General features: G+C 38.7%; 19 protein-coding genes. 8 read left to right on the top strand and 11 right to left on the bottom strand.

Features of this window, described 5'->3' with window-relative positions:
- Positions 1-3: 3 nt before the first annotated feature.
- Positions 4-777 (top strand): class I SAM-dependent methyltransferase, encoded by a 774-nt coding sequence (locus ACN0TV_RS00165; protein WP_417358917.1) that lies wholly within the window; start codon positions 4-6, stop codon positions 775-777.
- On the opposite strand, the gene ACN0TV_RS00160 is transcribed toward ACN0TV_RS00165, so the two are convergent.
- Complete coding sequence (locus tag ACN0TV_RS00160; protein WP_417358915.1) at positions 774-1811, bottom strand: FAD:protein FMN transferase; 1038 nt, start codon at positions 1809-1811, stop codon at positions 774-776. The genes ACN0TV_RS00165 and ACN0TV_RS00160 overlap by 4 nt on opposite strands.
- Complete coding sequence (locus ACN0TV_RS00155) at positions 1792-2151, bottom strand: Na(+)-translocating NADH-quinone reductase subunit F (RefSeq protein WP_417359932.1); 360 nt, start codon at positions 2149-2151, stop codon at positions 1792-1794. The genes ACN0TV_RS00160 and ACN0TV_RS00155 overlap by 20 nt, the downstream gene beginning before the upstream one ends.
- A gap of 170 nt (positions 2152-2321) precedes the next feature.
- On the opposite strand from ACN0TV_RS00155, the gene ACN0TV_RS00150 reads away from it, so the two are divergent.
- Positions 2322-4151 carry a YfbK domain-containing protein gene (locus tag ACN0TV_RS00150; protein ID WP_417358913.1) on the top strand — a complete coding sequence of 610 codons (1830 nt, stop codon included), beginning with the start codon at positions 2322-2324 and terminating at the stop codon, positions 4149-4151.
- 82 nt (positions 4152-4233) lie between these two features.
- Here the strand turns inward: ACN0TV_RS00150 and nqrF are convergent, their stop codons facing one another.
- Genes nqrF through ACN0TV_RS00120 form a run of 6 tightly spaced genes read right to left on the bottom strand, consistent with a single transcriptional unit; the run spans position 4234 to position 10161 of the window.
- The gene (gene nqrF / locus ACN0TV_RS00145) at positions 4234-5526 is read right to left on the bottom strand and encodes an NADH:ubiquinone reductase (Na(+)-transporting) subunit F (protein ID WP_417358911.1); all 1293 of its coding nucleotides are present in this window, start codon (positions 5524-5526) and stop codon (positions 4234-4236) included.
- Positions 5527-5552: 26 nt separating this feature from the next.
- The gene (gene nqrE / locus ACN0TV_RS00140) at positions 5553-6167 is read right to left on the bottom strand and encodes an NADH:ubiquinone reductase (Na(+)-transporting) subunit E (RefSeq protein ID WP_417358909.1); all 615 of its coding nucleotides are present in this window, start codon (positions 6165-6167) and stop codon (positions 5553-5555) included.
- Between the two features lie 25 nt (positions 6168-6192).
- The gene (locus ACN0TV_RS00135; protein WP_417358907.1) at positions 6193-6912 is read right to left on the bottom strand and encodes an NADH:ubiquinone reductase (Na(+)-transporting) subunit D; all 720 of its coding nucleotides are present in this window, start codon (positions 6910-6912) and stop codon (positions 6193-6195) included.
- A gap of 6 nt (positions 6913-6918) precedes the next feature.
- Positions 6919-7644, bottom strand: coding sequence for an NADH:ubiquinone reductase (Na(+)-transporting) subunit C (gene nqrC, locus ACN0TV_RS00130; protein WP_417358905.1), 726 nt, complete (start codon positions 7642-7644; stop codon positions 6919-6921).
- Positions 7645-7646: 2 nt separating this feature from the next.
- Positions 7647-8804 carry an NADH:ubiquinone reductase (Na(+)-transporting) subunit B gene (locus ACN0TV_RS00125; protein WP_417358903.1) on the bottom strand — a complete coding sequence of 386 codons (1158 nt, stop codon included), beginning with the start codon at positions 8802-8804 and terminating at the stop codon, positions 7647-7649.
- Positions 8805-8817: 13 nt separating this feature from the next.
- A complete protein-coding gene (locus tag ACN0TV_RS00120; RefSeq protein ID WP_417358901.1) occupies positions 8818-10161 on the bottom strand; it encodes a Na(+)-translocating NADH-quinone reductase subunit A in 1344 nt (447 codons plus the stop codon).
- Between the two features lie 167 nt (positions 10162-10328).
- On the opposite strand from ACN0TV_RS00120, the gene ACN0TV_RS00115 reads away from it, so the two are divergent.
- The 4 genes from ACN0TV_RS00115 (at position 10329) to ACN0TV_RS00100 (ending at position 14393) form a co-directional block, all read left to right on the top strand.
- The gene (locus tag ACN0TV_RS00115) at positions 10329-11582 is read left to right on the top strand and encodes a DUF5103 domain-containing protein (protein WP_417358899.1); all 1254 of its coding nucleotides are present in this window, start codon (positions 10329-10331) and stop codon (positions 11580-11582) included.
- 251 nt (positions 11583-11833) lie between these two features.
- Entirely contained in the window at positions 11834-12220 is a 387-nt protein-coding gene (gene apaG, locus ACN0TV_RS00110; RefSeq protein ID WP_417358898.1) for a Co2+/Mg2+ efflux protein ApaG, read from the top strand.
- 89 nt (positions 12221-12309) lie between these two features.
- Complete coding sequence (pruA, locus tag ACN0TV_RS00105; RefSeq protein WP_417358896.1) at positions 12310-13941, top strand: L-glutamate gamma-semialdehyde dehydrogenase; 1632 nt, start codon at positions 12310-12312, stop codon at positions 13939-13941.
- A gap of 191 nt (positions 13942-14132) precedes the next feature.
- Entirely contained in the window at positions 14133-14393 is a 261-nt protein-coding gene (locus ACN0TV_RS00100) for a hypothetical protein (RefSeq protein WP_417358894.1), read from the top strand.
- Here ACN0TV_RS00100 and rsmG read toward each other — a convergent pair.
- Positions 14390-15025, bottom strand: a complete 636-nt coding sequence (gene rsmG, locus ACN0TV_RS00095; RefSeq protein WP_417358892.1) for a 16S rRNA (guanine(527)-N(7))-methyltransferase RsmG — start codon at positions 15023-15025, stop codon at positions 14390-14392. The genes ACN0TV_RS00100 and rsmG overlap by 4 nt on opposite strands.
- Positions 15026-15157: 132 nt before the next feature.
- Here rsmG and ACN0TV_RS00090 point away from each other — a divergent pair, with 132 nt between their 5' ends.
- Positions 15158-16264 (top strand): fatty acid desaturase family protein, encoded by a 1107-nt coding sequence (locus ACN0TV_RS00090; RefSeq protein ID WP_417358890.1) that lies wholly within the window; start codon positions 15158-15160, stop codon positions 16262-16264.
- A 15-nt stretch (positions 16265-16279) separates the two neighbouring features.
- On the top strand, positions 16280-17473 hold the full coding sequence (locus ACN0TV_RS00085) for a pyridoxal phosphate-dependent aminotransferase (RefSeq protein ID WP_417358888.1): 1194 nt from the start codon (positions 16280-16282) through the stop codon (positions 17471-17473).
- A 69-nt stretch (positions 17474-17542) separates the two neighbouring features.
- On the opposite strand, the gene ACN0TV_RS00080 is transcribed toward ACN0TV_RS00085, so the two are convergent.
- Positions 17543-19036 (bottom strand): TrkH family potassium uptake protein, encoded by a 1494-nt coding sequence (locus ACN0TV_RS00080; RefSeq protein WP_417358886.1) that lies wholly within the window; start codon positions 19034-19036, stop codon positions 17543-17545.
- A 3-nt stretch (positions 19037-19039) separates the two neighbouring features.
- Positions 19040-20389 (bottom strand): Trk system potassium transporter TrkA, encoded by a 1350-nt coding sequence (trkA, locus tag ACN0TV_RS00075; protein WP_417358884.1) that lies wholly within the window; start codon positions 20387-20389, stop codon positions 19040-19042.
- Positions 20390-20417 lie beyond the last annotated feature (28 nt).

Raw genomic sequence — 20417 nt, 5'->3', positions numbered from 1 at the left:
TTCTTGAAGCGAGCTTTTAAATTTTTCTTAAATAAGGTTCCACGCCCTTTCCTTATAAAGATCAGCTATTGGGTTAGCCCTATAATTGCATTTTTATACAATGGTGACCGCTATACAGATCCCATCGATGGAAAGAGCTACAGGTCATTTCTGCCTTATGGCTACGAAAATCAACGTGAAAATGTATTGGCTCCAGGCACCTTATCCCTTGAACGCCACCGATTGTTATGGTTGTATTTAGTTCAGACTGATTTCTTCTCGAAAGAGTTAAAGCTATTGCACTTTGCGCCCGAACAAGCCTTTTACAAGCGTTTTAAAGTTCAGAAAAATTTAGACTACACCACCACGGATATAGAATCACCGCTTGCTACGGTAAAGGCGGATATTTGCGCCCTTCCATTTGAAAATGATCAATACGATGTGATTCTATGCAATCACGTCTTAGAACACATCCCAGATGACCATAAAGCTATGCGGGAATTGTATCGCGTTATGAAACCTGGTGGTTGGGGTATATTTCAAATACCATTAGAGATGAACCGCTTGACAAGCTTTCAGGATGATAGTATAACGGATCCTAAAAAAAGAGCCGAAATCTTTGGACAGTACGATCATGTTAGGGTTTATGGTATGGATTATTTTGACAAACTCAGAGCAGTTGGATTCGAGGTTGACCAAGTGCTGCTCCAAAACAAATTAACTTCTGAACAAATACAGCGCTACGGCCTTAATCCGCACGAAATACTTCCACTGTGTAGAAAGCCGATAACCAGTTAATTCTGTAGTAAATCTTGAAAACCTTTTGTTTTATACTCACTTAGGTCACCATCTTTGTCGGCGACAATGATATAGGCTTCAATTCCAGAATTCTTTTTTAGAAATGCTTTAGTTTTTTCAAATGGCATAACCATTAAAGCTGTGGCATAGGCATCTGCTATAACACACTGGTCAGCAACTACCGCCACACTTAGGACATTACTCTTTTTGGGATAGCCTGTATGTGGGTCGACGATGTGTACATAATGCTCTTTAGTAATAGGATCTACTCTGAATTTTCTATAGTTTCCGCTGGTGGCCATAGCTCTGTTTTTCAACTGTACCTTGGCTATGAATACATCTTGTTTTTTTGTCTGGATTGGACTCTCGATAGCAACAACCCAATTTTTAATTTTGTTGGCAAACTCCTTATCTCCTTTGACCAACACTTCGCCCCCTAAAGCAATCACATAATTTTTGACACCGTTGCTCTCAAGTACCCGAGCAATAAGGTCCACGGTATATCCTTTTAACAAGGCATTAAAGTTTAATTTGGTGTTGGCATTTTCTTTTATAATCCTATTGTCATTGGACAAATAAACTTTTCCAAAACCAATGTATTCCATGAGGCTATCTACTTCAGAGCTCCCTATACCTCTTATTGGGAGATCAGAACCAAAACCCCAAGCGTCGATTAGCCCACCAATAGTGGGATCAAAATACCCGTCTGTTTGGCGCCAAATATCCTTTGCAGTAATGTATACTTCTTTAAAATACAGGTCGATGACTTTACTGGAGTCACCTTTGTTAATGGCTGATAAATCTGAAGTTGGCAGGTATGTAGACAAGGATCGATTAATATCGTCAAAAATGGACTGTATCTGCTGTTTTACTAGCAGAGAATCTTTGATGGCGTCATAACTTATCTGATACGTAGTTCCTAACACATAGCCCTCCTCGACCTTTATTTCTGAAGTATTGTCCAAAGCGCAACTTCCAAACAATAGTAAGAATCCTAGAAGTGGGGTTAAAGGATTAAATTTCAGTAATTCCATTAAAGTTTATTATATATTTATCACCCTTGATCACTGCCTTCGAATAATCATTTGCATTTGCAATTCCTACTCCCGCATAATATGTCCTTGCTTTAAAGTTCAAGGCATGTTGTTTCACTATTTCCATATAAGTGACATCATAGGTGATTGGGTTTTGGGGATACCTTACTGCCCTGACGATAACAAAATGAAGCTTTTTATTCTTCAAACACACAAATTGAGGATCCTTCTTTAACTTGGAGTTTACAGTCATAAACTCAAAGCCTTCTTTTTCAAGCACTTTACCAACGACATTCATCGCTAAATTATGAAGTTCTTGCTCTGTGAATTCCTCAGGCATCTTACTGTTAATAACGTTAAATTTTTGCATACGCAATCTAACAAAATAAAATGAATCCATAGAAAAATTCATCAACTAAAACTGCGGTCATCCACATACACGGTATCGCATTCAATTTTGTGGCACAGTACTTGTTTTATTTCCTATAAGAATCCATAAATCTATTCAATATGCGAATTGTTCTAATGTTTTTAATGCTGTGGTCTGCCTGGGGTACTGCCCAGTACACCACCATCAGTGGGAGTGTTACGGATATAGAAAGTAACAAGGTCTTAGTTGGTGTATTAGTCAGCAATCATTTCACCAAAGTCACTACCCTAACCGATAAAAACGGGAAGTATTCCATAAAAGCTGAAAAAGGTAACATCCTTAGATTTACTCTAAACGGTTATGCTTCAAGGGAAATTGTAGTCAAGAATAACACCCTAAATGTAGCTATGGAATCTGCATCCATAATACAAGTTGTAGAGGATGCGGAAGAGGTCGAAGAGAAAGTGATTCTTTCAGGGCCGCCTCGCCTAATTCGAGGTATAAATCCAAATGCCATAGCTGTTACCAGGGCATGGAGACCAAACACTTCAAACACGGAGGACTATGCGAAAATTAAGGATAATGGCTTTCTACAAGTGCAATACAAACCGCTTTCCACCTTTTCTATAGATGTAGACAAGGCTTCTTATAGCAACATGAGACGCATGATTAACAATGGTTCCAAAATCCCCAAAGATGCGATCAAAGTAGAGGAATTAATCAATTACTTTAACTATGATTACGATCAACCAAAATCAAAGGATCCAATTGCCATAGCAACAACCTTAGGGAAAGCGCCATGGAATGAGAAGCATCAGTTGCTGAAAATAGGACTACAAGGCAAAGAAGTGCCTTTAGAAGACATTCCTGCGTCTAATTTGGTTTTTCTGATTGATGTATCAGGATCTATGAATTCACCCAATAAATTGCCGTTATTGAAGTCTGCCTTTAAAGTGTTGGTCGAAAAACTAAGACCGGAAGATAATGTATCTATAGTCGTATATGCAGGAGCAGCCGGCTTGGTATTACCTCCTACTTCAGGAGCAGAGAAGCAAACTATCATAGCCGCAATTGACGGCCTCCAAGCAGGAGGTTCGACTGCTGGTAGTCAAGGGATAAATCTCGCTTATGAAACCGCTGAAGAGCACTTTATTAAAAACGGAAACAACCGTGTGATTATCGCCACTGATGGAGACTTTAATGTTGGTCCTTATAAGGACAGTGAAATGGAAGATTTGATTGTGGAGAAACGAAAATCAGGAGTGTTTTTGAGTTGCTTAGGATTTGGAATGGGAAATTATAAAGATTCAAAGATTGAAACCTTAGCAGATAAGGGTAACGGAAATTATGCCTATATCGATACCATGCAAGAAGCACAGCGCGTTCTTGGAACCGAGTTTGGAGGAACTATGTACACCATCGCCAAAGATGTAAAACTACAATTGGAGTTTAATCCGTCCCTTGTTCAGGCGTACCGTTTAATAGGTTATGAAAATAGACTTCTCAATGACGAGGACTTTAAAGATGACACCAAGGATGCCGGTGAGATGGGAAGTGGCCACAGAGTCACTGCCTTTTATGAAATCATTCCTACAGGAGTAAAAAGTGACTATGTAAAGAGTATCGATTCTTTAAAATATACGAAGGTTCAACCAAGCTCAAATTTTAGAAACGAGTTGGTGACCATAAAGTTCCGTTATAAACAACCAGATGGTGACAAGAGCAAAGAATTGGTTCACACCGTTTCTAAAAAGTTAGTTAAAGAAGATTCCGATTTTAATTTTGCCTCTGCCGTTGCCATGTGGGGTATGTATTTAAGAGATTCCAAGTACTTAAATGGGGCGACTAAGGAACAAATCATAGCTTTGGCGGAGCAGAATAAAGCCGAAGACAAGCAAGGCTATCGTGCGGAATTTGTTCGCTTGATGAGGAGTTATCTTAAACCAAGTGGCAATGACAAAGTGGACTAAAATCAGATAAGTAAATAACAATAAAAAAACCGCCTTATGAGCGGTTTTTTTATTGTTATAGTATCAAATTTCAGTTTGGTTATTAACCTCCGAAATCGTCAAATCTTACATTCTCAGGCGGAACTCCAAAATCATCACACATCTTCTCAACAGCCTTATTCATCAATGGAGGACCACAGAAATAGAACTCAATATCCTCTGGTGCCTCATGGTGGCTTAAGTAATTATCAATTACGGCTTGGTGAACAAACCCGACAAATCCATCACCTTCTGCATCCATTGAGTCTTTAACTTTCCAATTGTCTACTTCCAAAGGTTCTGAAAGCACTATGTGGAATTTAAAGTTAGGAAATTCACGTTCAAGCTCTCTAAAGTGCTCTAGATAGAACAACTCACGTTTAGAACGTCCACCATACCAATAAGACACTTTTCTTCCTGTTTTAAGAGTTTTGAAAAGGTGATATAAGTGAGAACGCATCGGTGCCATACCTGCTCCACCACCAACATATACCATTTCAGAATCGCTTGGGTTGATGAAGAATTCACCATAAGGTCCTGAAATAATTACTTTATCTCCTGGTTTTTTAGCGAAGATATAAGATGAAGCAATACCGGGATTTACATCCATCCATCCGTTTTTATTACGATCCCATGGTGGGGTCGCAATACGAACATTCAACATGATTTCTCTTCCTTCTGCAGGATAAGAGGCCATGGAGTATGCCCTTTCTACAACGTCGTCATTTTTCATCACAAGAGGCCAAAGGTTGAACTTATCCCATTCCAATTGGAACTTCTTAGGATCGTCATGCTCCTCAGGATGCGCAGTAATATCCATATCCTCAAATTTAACCTCCCCTTTAGGAATTTCAATTTGAATATATCCTCCCGGTTGGTAGTCCATATCTTCTGGAAGTTTGACTACAAATTCCTTAATAAATGAGGCAACGTTCCAGTTTCTGACAACTTCCGCTTCCCATTTCTTAATACCAAAAACCTCTTCAGGAACTTGTATAACCAAATCTTGTTTGATTTTTACCTGACAGCTAAGACGCCATCCTTCGGCAATTTCCTTTCTTGTAAAGTGTGGTTCCTCAGTTGGAAGTATTTGACCTCCACCCTCGCTAACGATACACTTACATTGAATACAGGTTCCTCCACCTCCACATGCAGAAGGTAAAAATATTTTACTGTTCCCCAGGGTAGACAATAAGGTCCCTCCTGATGAAACTTCTAAATCTTTCTCCCCGTTGATCTTTACAGTCACGGGTCCCGATGGCAATAGTTTAGATTTGGCATACAAGAGCGCCAATACCATTAAAATGATTAGGGTCAGAAAGACTACTAAACTTGCAACGATTACTGAATAATCCATATCCTACTTAACTAATAAGATTTATATTATAATTTAATTCCCATAAAACTCATAAACCCAATGGCCATAAGTCCAGTGATGATAAATGTGATTCCAAGACCTCTTAAAGGAGCGGGAACATTAGAATACGTGATTTTTTCACGTATACTAGCAATTGCAAGAATCGCTAAGAACCAGCCTATACCAGAGCCTAACCCATATACAGAAGCTTCCCCAATAGAAGAAAAGTCTTTTTGTTGCATAAATAATGATGCTCCAAGAATTGCACAGTTAACGGCAATTAGTGGTAAGAAGATCCCTAAAGCCCCATAAAGCGCAGGAGCGAATCGTTCTACAATCATTTCAACAAGCTGTACCATAAAGGCGATTACTGCAATAAATAGAATAAAACTTAAAAAACTTAAATCCAATTCAGCAAAATCAGGACTTATCCATGATAAAGCACCAGGCTTTAGCAAATAATTATCTATTAAAAAGTTCATTGGCACTGTAATGGCCAACACAAAGATCACAGCAGCTCCCAATCCAACGGCAGTCTTTACCGTCTTAGAGACTGCTAAATAAGAACACATCCCAAGAAAATAAGCAAAGATCATGTTCTCTATAAAAATACTTCTCACAAAAAGATTTACGTATTCCATAATTTAATGTTTTTAATGCTATTGCTTATTTTTCGATTAATTTTCTATTCTTAGAACGCTGGAACCAAACGATGACTCCCAACACTAATAAGGCTGCAGGTGATAACAACATCAGTCCATTATTCTCATAACCTAGTGCGTAAAGTCCGGTTGATTCTGCCAGGGTAACACCTTTGTGTCCCAAAACTTCAATTCCAAATAACTTACCAGATCCTAGTAATTCACGGAAAAATGCAATAACAATAAGGGCAAGTGCATATCCCGCTGCGTTCCCAATACCGTCTAGAAAAGATTTCCAAGGCCCATTACCTAAGGCAAATGCTTCCAATCGTCCCATTACAATACAGTTGGTAATGATAAGTCCTACGAATACCGACAACTGTTTACTCACATCATAAGCATAAGCTTTAAGCACTTCGTTTACCAAAGCCACTAAACTAGCAACTACAACTAACTGAACAATGATTCGAATACGGTTAGGAACAAGATTCCTAAGCAAAGAAATCACCACGTTACTCGCTGCCATTACAGCTATTACTGAAATTGCCATAACTATTGAAGGTTCTAGTTGAACCGTAATCGCTAAAGCCGAACATATCCCAAGTACCTGAACCGTGATCGGGTTATCGTCATTAAGTGGATCTGTAAGTAACTTTCGGTTTTTCTTTGAGAATAACGGCTCTTTTTCTTCTGCTACAAAAAGCACAACAGGCTCTTTCTCTTTTTTATTTTTAATATCAGCCATAATACCTTAATTTAAAGCTAAATTAGTGTTCTGTTTCTCCAAATAAGAAATGTAATATTCCAGACGTTCGTGGATCATATTGGTCACCCCGTCACCTGTGATGGTAGCTCCTGATATGGCGTCCACTGCATTATCGTCTTTATCATTACCTCCAGCGTATCCTTTTTTCACGTTTATACCGACAAACTTCCCGCTTGAATCTTTGATTTTCTCACCGATAAAACGTTCTTGAAACCAATCTTGAGTGATCTCAGCTCCAAGTCCAGGCGTCTCCCCAGCGTGTGAGAAAACAGTTCCCTTAACGGTATTACCATCTTCTTCTAGTGAGATATATCCCCAAATTGAGTTCCAAAGTCCGGCACCATAAAGTGGAATGATGTAATAAGTTGAACCTTCTACGTCAGCCACATAAAGAGGAAAGCGTTGTTGGTTAACATCCTTTTTATACTCCTTAGCAAGGTCGATAGCAAAAGCTTCACCACCTTCTAATACAACTTCTCCATTAGGATCAAGTGCAAGTTCCTTTGTAATGTATTTATTATAGGTTTCTTCAGCTTGTTCTTTAGTGGATGTAATTTCAATAGTCGACAAAATGTCCTGCATTTTCTCGATCTTTATATTCTGAGCCTGTAATGGTTGAAGTGATGTTGCAGCAATTGCCAAAGCAGATGCTACTACTATTACCATAATCACGGCGAATATTAATGTATATGCGTTACTCTCTCTATTCATGACTAAGCGGATTTAACAGTTGCACTCGATACACGTTTCTTTCTTCTCTTAATGTTAGCTTGTATCACATAATGATCAATAGTCGGAGCGAATACGTTCATCAATAAAATTGCCAACATCACACCTTCAGGATAAGCCGGATTGAATACGCGAATCAGTATACAAAAAATACCGATTAAAATTCCGTAGATCCATTTTCCTTTTAAGGTTTGTGCAGCAGATACCGGATCAGTTGCCATAAAGACAAGTCCGAAAGCTAAACCTCCAACTAGCAAGTGTTGGTACCATGGGAATTCCATAAGCCCGTTTGCTCCCCATAAATTAAATAGGAAAGACATAAATACAGCTCCAATAACTCCTCCCAACATAATTCTCCAACTACCTACACCAGTGAAGATCAAAATTGCAGCACCCACTAATATCCACAAAACAGAGGTCTCGGCAATAGATCCCGGAATTGCTCCAGAAAACATCTCCCACACACTGTAATGAACATCGTGATTAGCTGCCAACGACCCCAGTACAGTTTCACCTGAAATAGCATCTATAGTAGTCGCATCTGAAACCCATACTTTAGTACCGGACATATACGTTGGATAAGCAAAGAAGGCAAAGGCCCTAGCCGTCAAGGCTGGGTTTAATATATTCATCCCTGTTCCCCCAAAGGCCTCCTTTCCAAGTACTACTGCAAAAGCAACAGATACTGCAAGCATCCAAAGTGGCAAGTCAACAGGCATAATCATTGGAATCAACAAACCAGTTACTAAGAACCCTTCATTGACCTCATGTCCTCTATAAATAGCAAAAATGAATTCAATAGTAAGTCCTACTACATAGGAAACAATAACCATTGGAAGAACTTTTGCAGCACCATGCGCAAAGGCATCCCAAAAGGTGAATTGTTCACCTAGTTGAATAAAATGTTGATATCCTGAATTATATATTCCGTAAATCAAAGCCGGTAATAAGGCAACAACTACGGTTATCATCGTTCTCTTTAAGTCTACAGAATCCCGAATATGGGCTCCCTTTTTAGTGGTGTGATTAGGCACATACAAAAAGGTGTCAAATGCATTGATTGCAGGAGCAAACTTCTCCCACTTCTGCCCTTTTTCAAAAGGTTTTCGTAGTTGATCTAATTTTTTTCTTAAGGCATTCATATCTCAATATTTTTTAACCAACTTCTTTTATCATTAAATCCAGGGCATCACGAACGATAGCCTGAGCTTCCAGTTTGGAAGTATTCACATAGTCAATCAATGCAAAATCCTCTGGTGCTACTTCGTAGATTCCTAGATTTTCCATCTTCTCGATGTTGAAAACCATACATTCCTTCAACAACTGCATTGGATAAATATCCATTGGAAACACTTGTTCCATTTCTCCTGTCACCACTAAGGAACGCTCCTCTCCATTGAGATTTGTATTAACCTTGTATTTCCTATTAGGGAACAACCAAGACAATGAAGTCTTTGACATACTTGGAATGTTGTTATCTTTAAATGGCAACCATCCAAACATTCTATAGGTATCTCCCTCAGGAATCAGGGTCAATGTGTTATCGTAAAAACCAACGAAACCTTCGTTAGAGATTTTAGTACCAGTTAGTACATCACCGCTGATAATTCGAACGTCCTCCGAAATATTTCCAACAATATCTTGGATATTGGATCCTAACTTGAAACGGTAGTATTGTGCTTTAGGCGCCTCAGTTCCCGCTACTGCAAAAACACGTGTTGCATCAAAGTGACCTGTTTTAAACAGCGACCCAATAATAGCGACATCCTCAGGATTGATAACCCATACACGTTCACCTGCGTTAACAGGGTCAATGTGATGGATTTGCACGCCTACGTTTCCTGCAGGGTGCGGTCCTGAAACCTTGTGAAGCGTCACACCCTTAACTTGATCGAAAAAAGAAGCTGACCTCTTATCGACTGAAAGATGGGTTTTTCCAGTAGTTAATTTCGAAATTGCATCGATACCGGCTTGAAAATCCTCTTTTCTTTTCTCAAGTATAAACTCAACATCAGCAGCCAAAGGTGCTGTTGCCATTCCTGAAATAAAAATAGCCTTAGGAGTATCTTCCGGGTTTGCTACAATATCGTATGGTCTTTGCTTCACAAAAGGCCAACATCCACTCTCTAGCAAATGTTCCTTAATTTGTTCAGCAGACATTTTCGAAACATCTTTTTGACCAAAATCTTTAAACGTATCCGTGGCATCAGCACTGATTACCACCTCTAAAATACGACGCTTTGCACCTCTTCTGATTTCCTGAATGGTTCCGCTCACGGGAGAAACGAATTTCACACGCTCGCTGCTTTTTGAATAAAAAATGGTATCACCAGCTTTCACCGTGGCACCTTCTTTAACCACCATTTTAGGAGTAACTCCGTGAAAATCTGTAGGCTTAATTGCGAAGAATTTAGATCTTGGCGCCGCAGAAATCAGTTTCTCCGCTTCGCCTTTCAGCTTAATATCTAAGCCTTTTCTAATCTTAATGTCGTTGGACATGTTATCTATCTAATGAAATTAGTTAACTCAAAAATTCGTGCAAATTTAATAATTAAAACAGAGTTACCACAATAAATCAGTATAATTTTCAGGTACATAAAGCGAATGAAACAACCCTAATTGAATTTGTTTAACTTTACGACAAAATATTCAAACCTTAGGAGCAAGTGAAATTTATTTTTGTATTCTATTGTATCGGTATCCTTCAATTTGGTTTTTCTCAAAATACGGTAGAAAAGGATCCACCGGAAAATATAAAATCCATAGTATTCAAATCTGATACTGAGGGTGATCAATTTCCGATCGTAAAACTCGGTCAAGTCATTCAGCTCTCCTTTGATGATTTGTATGCAGATGAAATGGATTATTACTACCGCATACGCTATTGCAATTACGACTGGACACCTTCGAGACTTCTTAAATCTCAATACTTAGACGGCATTGACGACCAGCGCATCACGAATTATGAAAATTCCTTAACCACCCTACAACCATTCACCAACTATCAATTACAACTCCCCAACAATCAGACAAAATTTAAAATTACCGGGAATTACATCCTAGAAATTACAGATAACAAAGGTGAATTGATGTTCACACGTCGCTTTGTCATCTACAAGGAAGCGATCCAAGTGGGCGTCGCGGTCAAAACATCAAGAGACGTTAAAAATCTTGACCAAATGCAGCGCTTGGAAATCATCATAGATGCTCCTGATTTTGAACTTGTAAATCCGATGCAAGACGTAAAACTTATTATGTATCAAAATGGAAACTTCAACCATAGCATCCAGGGTGTAAAACCGCAGTTCATTTCTGGAAGCCAATTGCTATATAAATATGAAAAAGAGACTTCGTTTGAAGGTGGTAACGAATATTTGTGGTTTGACACCAAAGAAATACGAACTGCCAGTAACTCGATTGCGATAGTGGAAGCAAAAAACAGATATTACCACTATTTGTATCCGGACGAAATTCGAAATGGACAACCTTACACCTACAACCCGGATATCAACGGGGATTTTAAAATACGAACCGTAGATGCCGGTGCGACGAATTCTGATCGCGAAGCTGATTACTCCTTCGTATATTTCAGCCTTCCCTATACCAATGAAATCGGTTTGGACAAAATCTATGTATACGGCAAATTCAACAATTACCAACTCACTGAAGAAAATCGACTTAAAATCGACGACAAAAATATGATGTTGCAAACCCCTATACTTTTGAAACAAGGGTTTTATAACTATAAATATGTCAAGGTCAGTGATAAAGATCAAATCGTAGACTACAACTTTATCAGTGGGAGTCATTGGGAAACCGAAAACAACTACACCGTACTGGTCTATTACAGGGAATTCGGAAAAACCTATGATAGTTTGATTGGAGTGGGAAGTGCAACATCTCAGACGATCTCAAACTAAGCTCGATGAAAGTTACTACCGAATCGCTCTAAAAACTCAAAACAACTTTATTTTAATATTCTAATTTCTTGATTTTACTACGGTTTAATCTACTAAATCGATAGATATTATTGTACATTAGCCCTAACACAGTGAATCATAGGATAAAAAGCTAATCAAACAATTGTTAAAATAGTAAATGATAAGACAATTTTTACTAATTTAGCACCGTTATTGGATCACAACACCCCCATAAAAGAGTTTCACAAGACATGATTACACAAATAACCAAAGGCATAAAAATTACAGTCAAGACTAGTTTTGAAGGAACCTTCTTCAAAAACTACAAGATGCATTTTGCCTTCGGCTATACGATTACTATCGAAAACCAAAGCAAAGACTCCGTGCAACTCACCACCAGGCACTGGCAAATTTTCGACGCTCTAAACCGAGTTGAAATAGTAGATGGCGAGGGTGTAATTGGAAAAAAACCTGTGATTAAGCCTGGTGAATCATACAGTTATAATTCAGGCTGTCTATTAACTTCTCCTATCGGTGCCATGAGAGGTCATTTTAATATGATCAACTTCACATCCACCAGAAGGTTTCGAGTTCTTGTTCCTACCTTCAAATTACATGCTCCTTTTGCATTAAACTAAAGGAAATGCTTTAACAAAAATTTGCTTTTTAAACCAATGGGCTTTTTAGTACCTTTGATTTTATTTTTAATGCTATAAATCATAAGAGTATGGGAAAAGGCTTTTTTCATGTCCCTAAGGCAGTGAACGAACCGGTAAAATCATATGTACCGGGTTCACCAGAAAGAGCAGCTGTGTTAGCGCAGTATGATCAGTACTTCAATAGTACGGTTGACATTCCAATGTATATTGGAAGCGAAGAGGTCAGAACGGGTAACACCCAACCACTGTCTCCTCCACATGACCACCAACATATTGTTGGGACGTATCATTTGGCTGATAAATCACATGTAAGTAAAGCAATTGCCAACAATCTAGAAGCAAGAAAGAAATGGGCAGCCCTGTCATGGGAGCAGCGTGCTGCAGTATTTTTAAAAGCTGCAGAGCTAATTGCCGGCCCTTATCGTGCTAAGATCAACGCCGCAACTATGATTGCGCAGTCGAAAAACATTCATCAAGCAGAAATTGATTCTGCATGTGAATTAATCGATTTCTTGAACTTCAACGTGGAGTTCATGTCTACTATATATCAGGATCAGCCTACATCTGAATCTGGAATCTGGAATCGTGTTGAGTACAGACCCTTAGAAGGATTTGTATACGCCGTTACGCCGTTTAACTTCACAGCCATTGCCGGAAACCTTCCAGCTAGTGCAGCTATGATGGGAAATGTGGTTCTTTGGAAACCCAGTGATAGTCAGATTTACTCCGCCAAGGTTATCGTTGACATCTTCAAAGAAGCTGGTCTTCCTGATGGTGTAATCAACGTAGTCTACGGGGATCCACAAATGATCACTGATACGGTACTTGCAAGTCCTGATTTTGCAGGAATTCACTTTACCGGATCTACTGCTGTATTCAAATCTATTTGGAAAAATATCGGGAACAATATTGATATCTATAAAACCTACCCAAGAATCGTTGGGGAAACAGGAGGAAAGGATTTTATTATAGCCCACCCAAGTTCACATCCTAAACAAGTAGCTACGGCAATTAGTAGAGGCGCCTTTGAATTCCAAGGCCAGAAATGTAGTGCTGCTTCAAGGGTCTACCTTCCAAAATCTATCGCATCACAGGTGTTGGATTTTGTGAAAGCAGATGTTGAATCTTTCAAAATCGGTGCTCCTAATCAGATGGAGAACTTTATCACTTCAGTAATTCACGAAGGATCATTTGACAAACTAGCTAGTTATATTGATCAAGCAAAAGCAGATTCAGATGCAGAAATTTTCGTAGGCGGAACTTATGACAAATCAAAAGGGTACTTTATTCACCCAACAGTGATAGTCACTACAGATCCAAAATACAAAACAATGACTACGGAGCTTTTCGGACCTGTGGTAACCGTTTATGTATACGAGGATTCTAAATGGAGTGAGACCTTAACCTTACTAGATAACACTTCAGAATACGGACTTACAGGAGCGGTTTTTTCTAATGATCGCTACACTATTGAAGAAGCTACAATCGCACTTCAAAACAGTGCCGGTAACTTCTATATTAATGACAAACCAACAGGCGCAGTGGTAGGACAACAACCTTTTGGAGGTGCTCGGGCTTCCGGAACCAATGACAAAGCAGGTTCAGCTCAGAACTTATTGCGTTGGGTTTCTCCACGATTGATCAAGGAAACTTTTGTTTCCCCTGTAGATTACAGATATCCTTTCTTAGGAGAATCATAACAGTATTGCTCATACAAGGAAAAGAGCTTCAATACGACCAATAAAACCTCAGTTTTTTACTGGGGTTTTTTGTTGCTTTAAGGGCAGATACAATAGGAATCATCTCTTTATTAATGTTAATTTAATGTTACCTAATTGTAAAATTAATGTTTCTTTTTTATCTTTGGATAAATCTCTAAAATAGAATTGCGATGAAAGCTGATGACGATAAAACTATAGTGAGTATCAAGTACTCTTTCCTAGATTCAACTACGGATAAAACTATTCAAAAAACTGAAAAAGAGCACTTCTTTGTAGTCACGGATAAGCAAAAGTTGCTTTCCAAAATTAATGCCTTTGAGGCTAGTTTGGAATCCCGGAAATCGCCCTCTTTATTCCGACGCTTTAAGGCCTATCTCAAGCATTTCATAGAAAGCTGGAGATACACTCAGAGGGATATGTTGAGATATTAACCTTTGTATTTTAAAGGAAGATGAACCACTTTCTTGGTTTCGAAGAAGTCTTCTTTAAAGAAGCTCGAGAGTTCGAAGGTTGTTACAGTTTGATACAAGGCAAGCTCCTGGGTTAAATCACCCCCCTTCAGGTATAGAATACCGTTTTTTAACTGGTGCTTAGACTGTTTTTTAACTTTGTTTCGTACCCACTTTACAAAATCAGGCATGGACGTTACAGCGCGACTTACGATGAAGTCAAATTCTCCTTTTACTTTTTCAGCACGTTGTTGTGCTGCTTTCACATTTTTAAGTTCTAGGGCATCTACGACCTCTTGAACAACTTTTATTTTCTTTGCAATAGCATCGATGAGATAAAACTCCGTGTCAGGATACAGTATCGCCAGTGGAATTCCAGGGAATCCACCCCCGGTACCAACATCCATTATGGAGCTACCAGCCTCAAAACCTTGTACTTTAGCTATTCCGAGGGAATGCAGAACGTGTCGTAAATATAATTCATCGATATCTTTACGACTGATGACATTGATTTTACTATTCCAGTCCTTATATAGAGGCTCCAGTAGTTCAAACTGCTTTACTTGTTTTGGCGTAAGAGTTGGAAAGTAATTTTTAATAATTTCTGCCTTCATGCTAGTGCTAAATTTTGACAAAAATATAAAATTAACACGCACTTATGAAGCTATCCGCATGATATTGGAATTAATTATTATACTTTTGCATCTCACATACCTTTTGAATCTAAGGTATTAACACGTTTCATTATGAATACAGATACTACGATTCGATTTTCAAGACAGGATCCGAAAAAGTTTTTTAAAACACTGAACTCTAGAGTAAATACTTATTTCAAAGAAAAGAATATAAAAAAGACAGGGAATTTCAGACTATATCTCAAAACTGCGATCATGTTTGCTATTTTCCTTACACCTTATTTCCTACTCCTCACCACTGAACTAAATCAGTGGATACAGCTGTTACTTACCGTTGTTATTGGTATTGGAATGGCTGGTGTGGGGATGAATGTTATGCACGATGGTAATCACGGCTGTTATTCCTCCAAAAAATGGATCAATAAGGTTATGGGATCCAGTATTTATATTCTAGCTGGAAATGTATACAACTGGAAGGTTCAACACAACGTACTTCACCATACCTATACCAATATCCCAGGTCATGATGAAGATCTAGATGCGGGAAGAATTATCCGATTTAGCGAACATTCTAAATGGCATCGTTTTCACAGATTTCAGCATTACTACTCCGTATTCCTTTATGGGTTACTTACGCTAAACTGGGCGATCACTACGGATTTCAAGCAAATGAAACGTTATTTGTCTCGTAAGCTTTCATATGGTGAGTTTCCGAATCCTGCAAAGGAATGGAGTGTACTTATCATAACTAAGGTCATATACATCATTGTATGGATAGCTATTCCTATGTTCTTTGTTGAACTGGCCTGGTGGAAGGTTCTTATTGGATTTTTTGTGATGCATTATACGGCCGGACTTATTTTAAGTATGGTATTCCAATTAGCTCATATTGTTGATGATGCAGATACTTTTCTACCGGATGAGACAGGGACAATCAAAAATACTTGGGCGATCCATCAGTTATTTACAACAACCAACTTTTCTACCAAAAACAAATTGGTAAACTGGTTTACCGGTGGCTTGAATCATCAAGTTGAACATCATATTTTTCCTAATATTAGCCATGTGCATTACACAAATATTGCTAAAATTGTTAAAGAAACAGCAAGGGAGTTTGATTTACCGTATTATGAGTATAAAACTACCAGAAAAGCTATAATTTCGCATTTTAAACACTTAAAAGAGCTGGGCCAAAAACCAGCTTATGTTTACAATTAATCGAATATCATTTTTATGTCACAACATTTATCGGAAAGAGTTTTGACCATGGCAACTTCTGCAACCCTTGCCATGGCAGCAAAAGCAAGAGAATTACGTGCTGAAGGTAAAGACATCATCGGATTGAGTTTGGGTGAGCCGGATTTCAATACCCCTGATTTTGTAAAACAGGCTGCAAAAGAAGCTATTGATCAGAATTACAGCAGCTATTCCCCAGTGGATGGTTATGCTGACCTGAAAGATGCCATCATAAAGAAATTCCAAAGGGACAATAATTTGACCTATGGCCCTAACGGAATTGTGGTTTCTACAGGAGCAAAACAATCGTTGGCCAATGTCGCAATGGCGGTCCTTAACCCTGGAGATGAAGTTATTCTACCTGCACCTTATTGGGTAAGTTACTCAGAGATCGTAAAGTTAGCTGAAGGTGTTCCTGTTGAAGTTCAGACTTCAATAGAGAATGACTTTAAAATGACTGCTAAGCAATTGGAAGATGCTATTACACCTAAAACTAAAATGCTTTGGTACAGTTCACCTTGTAACCCTAGTGGATCTGTTTACAGCAAGCAGGAACTAGAAGCAATTGCTGCGGTTTTAAGAAAGCATCCAAACATCATAGTTGTTTCCGATGAGATTTACGAACACATCAATTTTGGTGAAGGTCATACGAGTATTGCCTCAATCGACGGAATGTTTGATCGTACAGTTACGGTAAACGGAGTTTCTAAGGCATTTGCTATGACTGGGTGGCGTATTGGATATATCGGTGCTCCAGATTATATTGCAAGAGCATGTAATAAGATTCAAGGTCAAATTACCAGTGGAGCGAATAGTATTGCTCAAAGAGCTACCATCGCTGCTTTAGAAGCGCCAGTGAGCAGTATTCAATATATGATTGACAAATTCAAAGAACGAAGAGATTTGGTACTTTCTTTATTAGGAGAGATCGAAGGTTTTCAGTTGAATGTTCCTGAAGGAGCATTCTACGTCTTCCCTAATGTGTCTGCATTCTTTGGAAAAACAATCAAAGGAAAGAAAATTGAAAACGCTTCTGAATTTGCACTTTTCCTATTAGAGGAAGCTAATGTGGCTACGGTAACTGGTGAAGCTTTCGGAAACCCTAACTGTATCAGAATATCCTATGCAGCATCAGAGGAATCCTTAATAGAGGCAATCAATAGAATTAAAGCGGCTGTTTCAAAGGCGTAAGCTCTAATTCCAAAACATATTACAAAATGAGAAGCATGCCTTAGGGTGTGCTTTTTGCATTTACACCTATTAATATCGTTTCCAAAAATAAGGCGTAAAGAGAATCAATACCGTAAAGAGCTCTAGTCTACCCAGCAGCATTAGAAATGAAAGCCACCACTTCCCTAGTCCTGGTAATACATCAAAACTTGCCAAAGGATTTAGAACGCCTAAGCCAGGACCAATGTTACCAAGAGCAGATGCTGCACCACTAACTGCTGATATAAAATCAAGTCCTAGCATTCCCAAAACCAAGGACCCAACGATAAACACTAGCATATAGATAATAAAAAATCCTAGTATGTTATAGATGATCGGTTCTTGTATGGTTCTTCCGTTATAGCGAACAGGTATAATAGCATTGGGATGTAGCGCACGTTTAAATTCTAGAATTCCGTTTTTAATCATAAGCAAATGACGAACAACTTTTACACCCCCGGAAGTTGAACCTGCAGAACCCCCGACAAACATCAACCCAAAAAATACTAGGGTTAAAAAGGGTGTCCAATTGCTAAAATCCGCACTGATAAAACCGGTGGTTGTAATGACAGACACCACCTGAAAAAGGCCATGTCTAAATGCACTCTCCGCCTCACCTAGAACCATGGGGTGGTAGTCACTTACTGGAACTTCAGCCTTTAACCATATAATCAGACCGGAAATTAGTGAAACTCCAAGTATGAGCAGGGAATAGAACCTGAATTCATAATCGCGAATAACCCTCGATAATTTTCCTTTAAAAGCGTAGTAACTCAACACAAAGTTAGTTCCTCCCAGAAACATAATTAATATGCTTATGTATTGAATCAGTGGAGTATCATTCCAAAAGGCCATGCTGAGGTTTTTTGTTGAAAAACCTCCCGTTGAAATACCCGTCATCGAATGATTTATAGCGTCAAAGAAGCTCATGCCAGCCAAACTTAAGAACAAGGTTCCCGCAGCAGTATACCCAACATAGATATACCATAGACGCTTGGCAGTATCAGTGATACGTGGGTGCAATTTATCAGCGCTTGGCCCTGGCGCCTCGGCAGCAAATAACTGCATGCCACCAATACCCAATAGAGGTAGTATTGCCACCGCCAATACAATAAACCCCATCCCACCTATCCAATTTGTGGTACTCCTCCAAAACAACACCCCTTTGGGGAGGGATTCTATATCATTTAAAATACTAGATCCAGTTGTAGTATAACCACTCATGGTCTCAAAAAAGGCATTAGTAACTCCTGAGATAGCTCCTGTGAAGATATAGGGCAACATCCCTGTAAAAGTCATAAATAGCCATCCCAGACTCACTATGAGATAACCTTCCCTTTTTTTAATTTCCTTTTGATGTGTTTTTGTTGCGAACATCAGAATAGATCCGATCAGCAAAACAAGAACTCCGGTAAAACTTAACTCCAGGGTTACACCATCACTATAAATCCAACTAATTAACGCAGAAAGCAACATAAAGCCCCCATTACAGAGCAATAAAAGCCCCATGAAATAGAAGATGATTTTGGTATTGAGTTTTTTCATGGATTATTTAAAAAATTTCTCAACCTTGGCAATGGCATCAGGTAAGCAACATACAACTATCCGATCTCCTGTTTGAATGACAAAATCACCAAGAGCAATAATTCCTTCACCATCTCGAATAACTCCTCCAATAGTTGCTGTTCTTGGGAAATCTAGATCTTTTATCGCTTTTCCGGCAGCGGCACAGCTAGGTTTGACCACAAACTCTAACAACTCAGCATTTAAATTATTGAGATTTGTCAAGGCAACTACTTCACCTTCTCTAATGTGCCTTGAGATATTATTTGCAGCCAGTAATTTCTTGTTGATCAAAGTGTCTATCCCAATAGAATGGGATAGTTGAAAGTAATCCATGTTTTCAACAAGGGCAATGGTCTTATTTATATTTTTTGATTTTGCCATCAGGCAGGACATAATATTAGTCTCTGCATTTTCAGTAACCGCAATAAAGGCATCCATGGAAGAAAGGTCCTCTTCTTCCAATAGTTCCAGGCTTCTACCGTCACCATTAATAACAAGGGCATTGGGTAACAGGTCTGCTAGGTTCTCTGCTCTTACTCTATCCTTCTCAACTAGTTTTACTCGGAATTTACTTTGACAAAGGTTCAAGGCTGTTTTATAACCAACCTGACTTCCACCAAGGATCATCACATTTTTAATTTTCTTTCTAACCTGTCCGGTTAGTTGGTATAAGTGATCCACGCCCTCGGGTAAGGTTACAAAATAAGCCTGATCACCTTCCTTAAACTCCACATCTCCTCTAGGGATAATGGTATATTGAGTTCCAAAACGTTGAATCGCAATGGGCTGAAAGTGAAGTTCTGGAAAAATACTCGCAGCTTCTTGTATTGTTTTACCGACAAATGGCGCTGTTTTTTGCAAGGTAGTCCCCACCATAATTAGTGCGCCACCCTCAAATTCATAGGTGTCGTTGAACGCGGATTCATCGAGTAATAATTGGATTTCTTGCGAGGCAAGCATCTCTGGGGAGATGAGTTCATCAATCCCTAATTTCTCAAATCCAACCAATTCTTTATTATGGATGTATTCTGTATTAGATATTCTAGCGATGGTTCGCTTACATCCTAATTGTTTTGCCAATAAACAAAGAGTGATATTGGTAGCTTGTGAAGCGGTAACCCCAATCACTAAATCTGAAGTTTCTACTTGAGCTTCTTTTAATATCGAAATTGATGTCGCATCTCCCTTGAGCACCTTAATATCCAAATGTGTATTTGCATAGTTGAGACTTTCCACATCAGGATCAATCAATGTGATATTTTGCGACTCAAAAGATAATAATTTTGCCAAATGAAACCCAACTTCTCCAGCTCCGGCAATGATAATTTTCATAGCTTATTGTAAACAATTTCTTTGCAAA

Source organism: Galbibacter sp., assembly GCF_048266365.1.
GTDB lineage: Bacteria > Bacteroidota > Bacteroidia > Flavobacteriales > Flavobacteriaceae > Galbibacter.
This window is presented reverse-complemented; position numbering and strand designations above follow the sequence as displayed.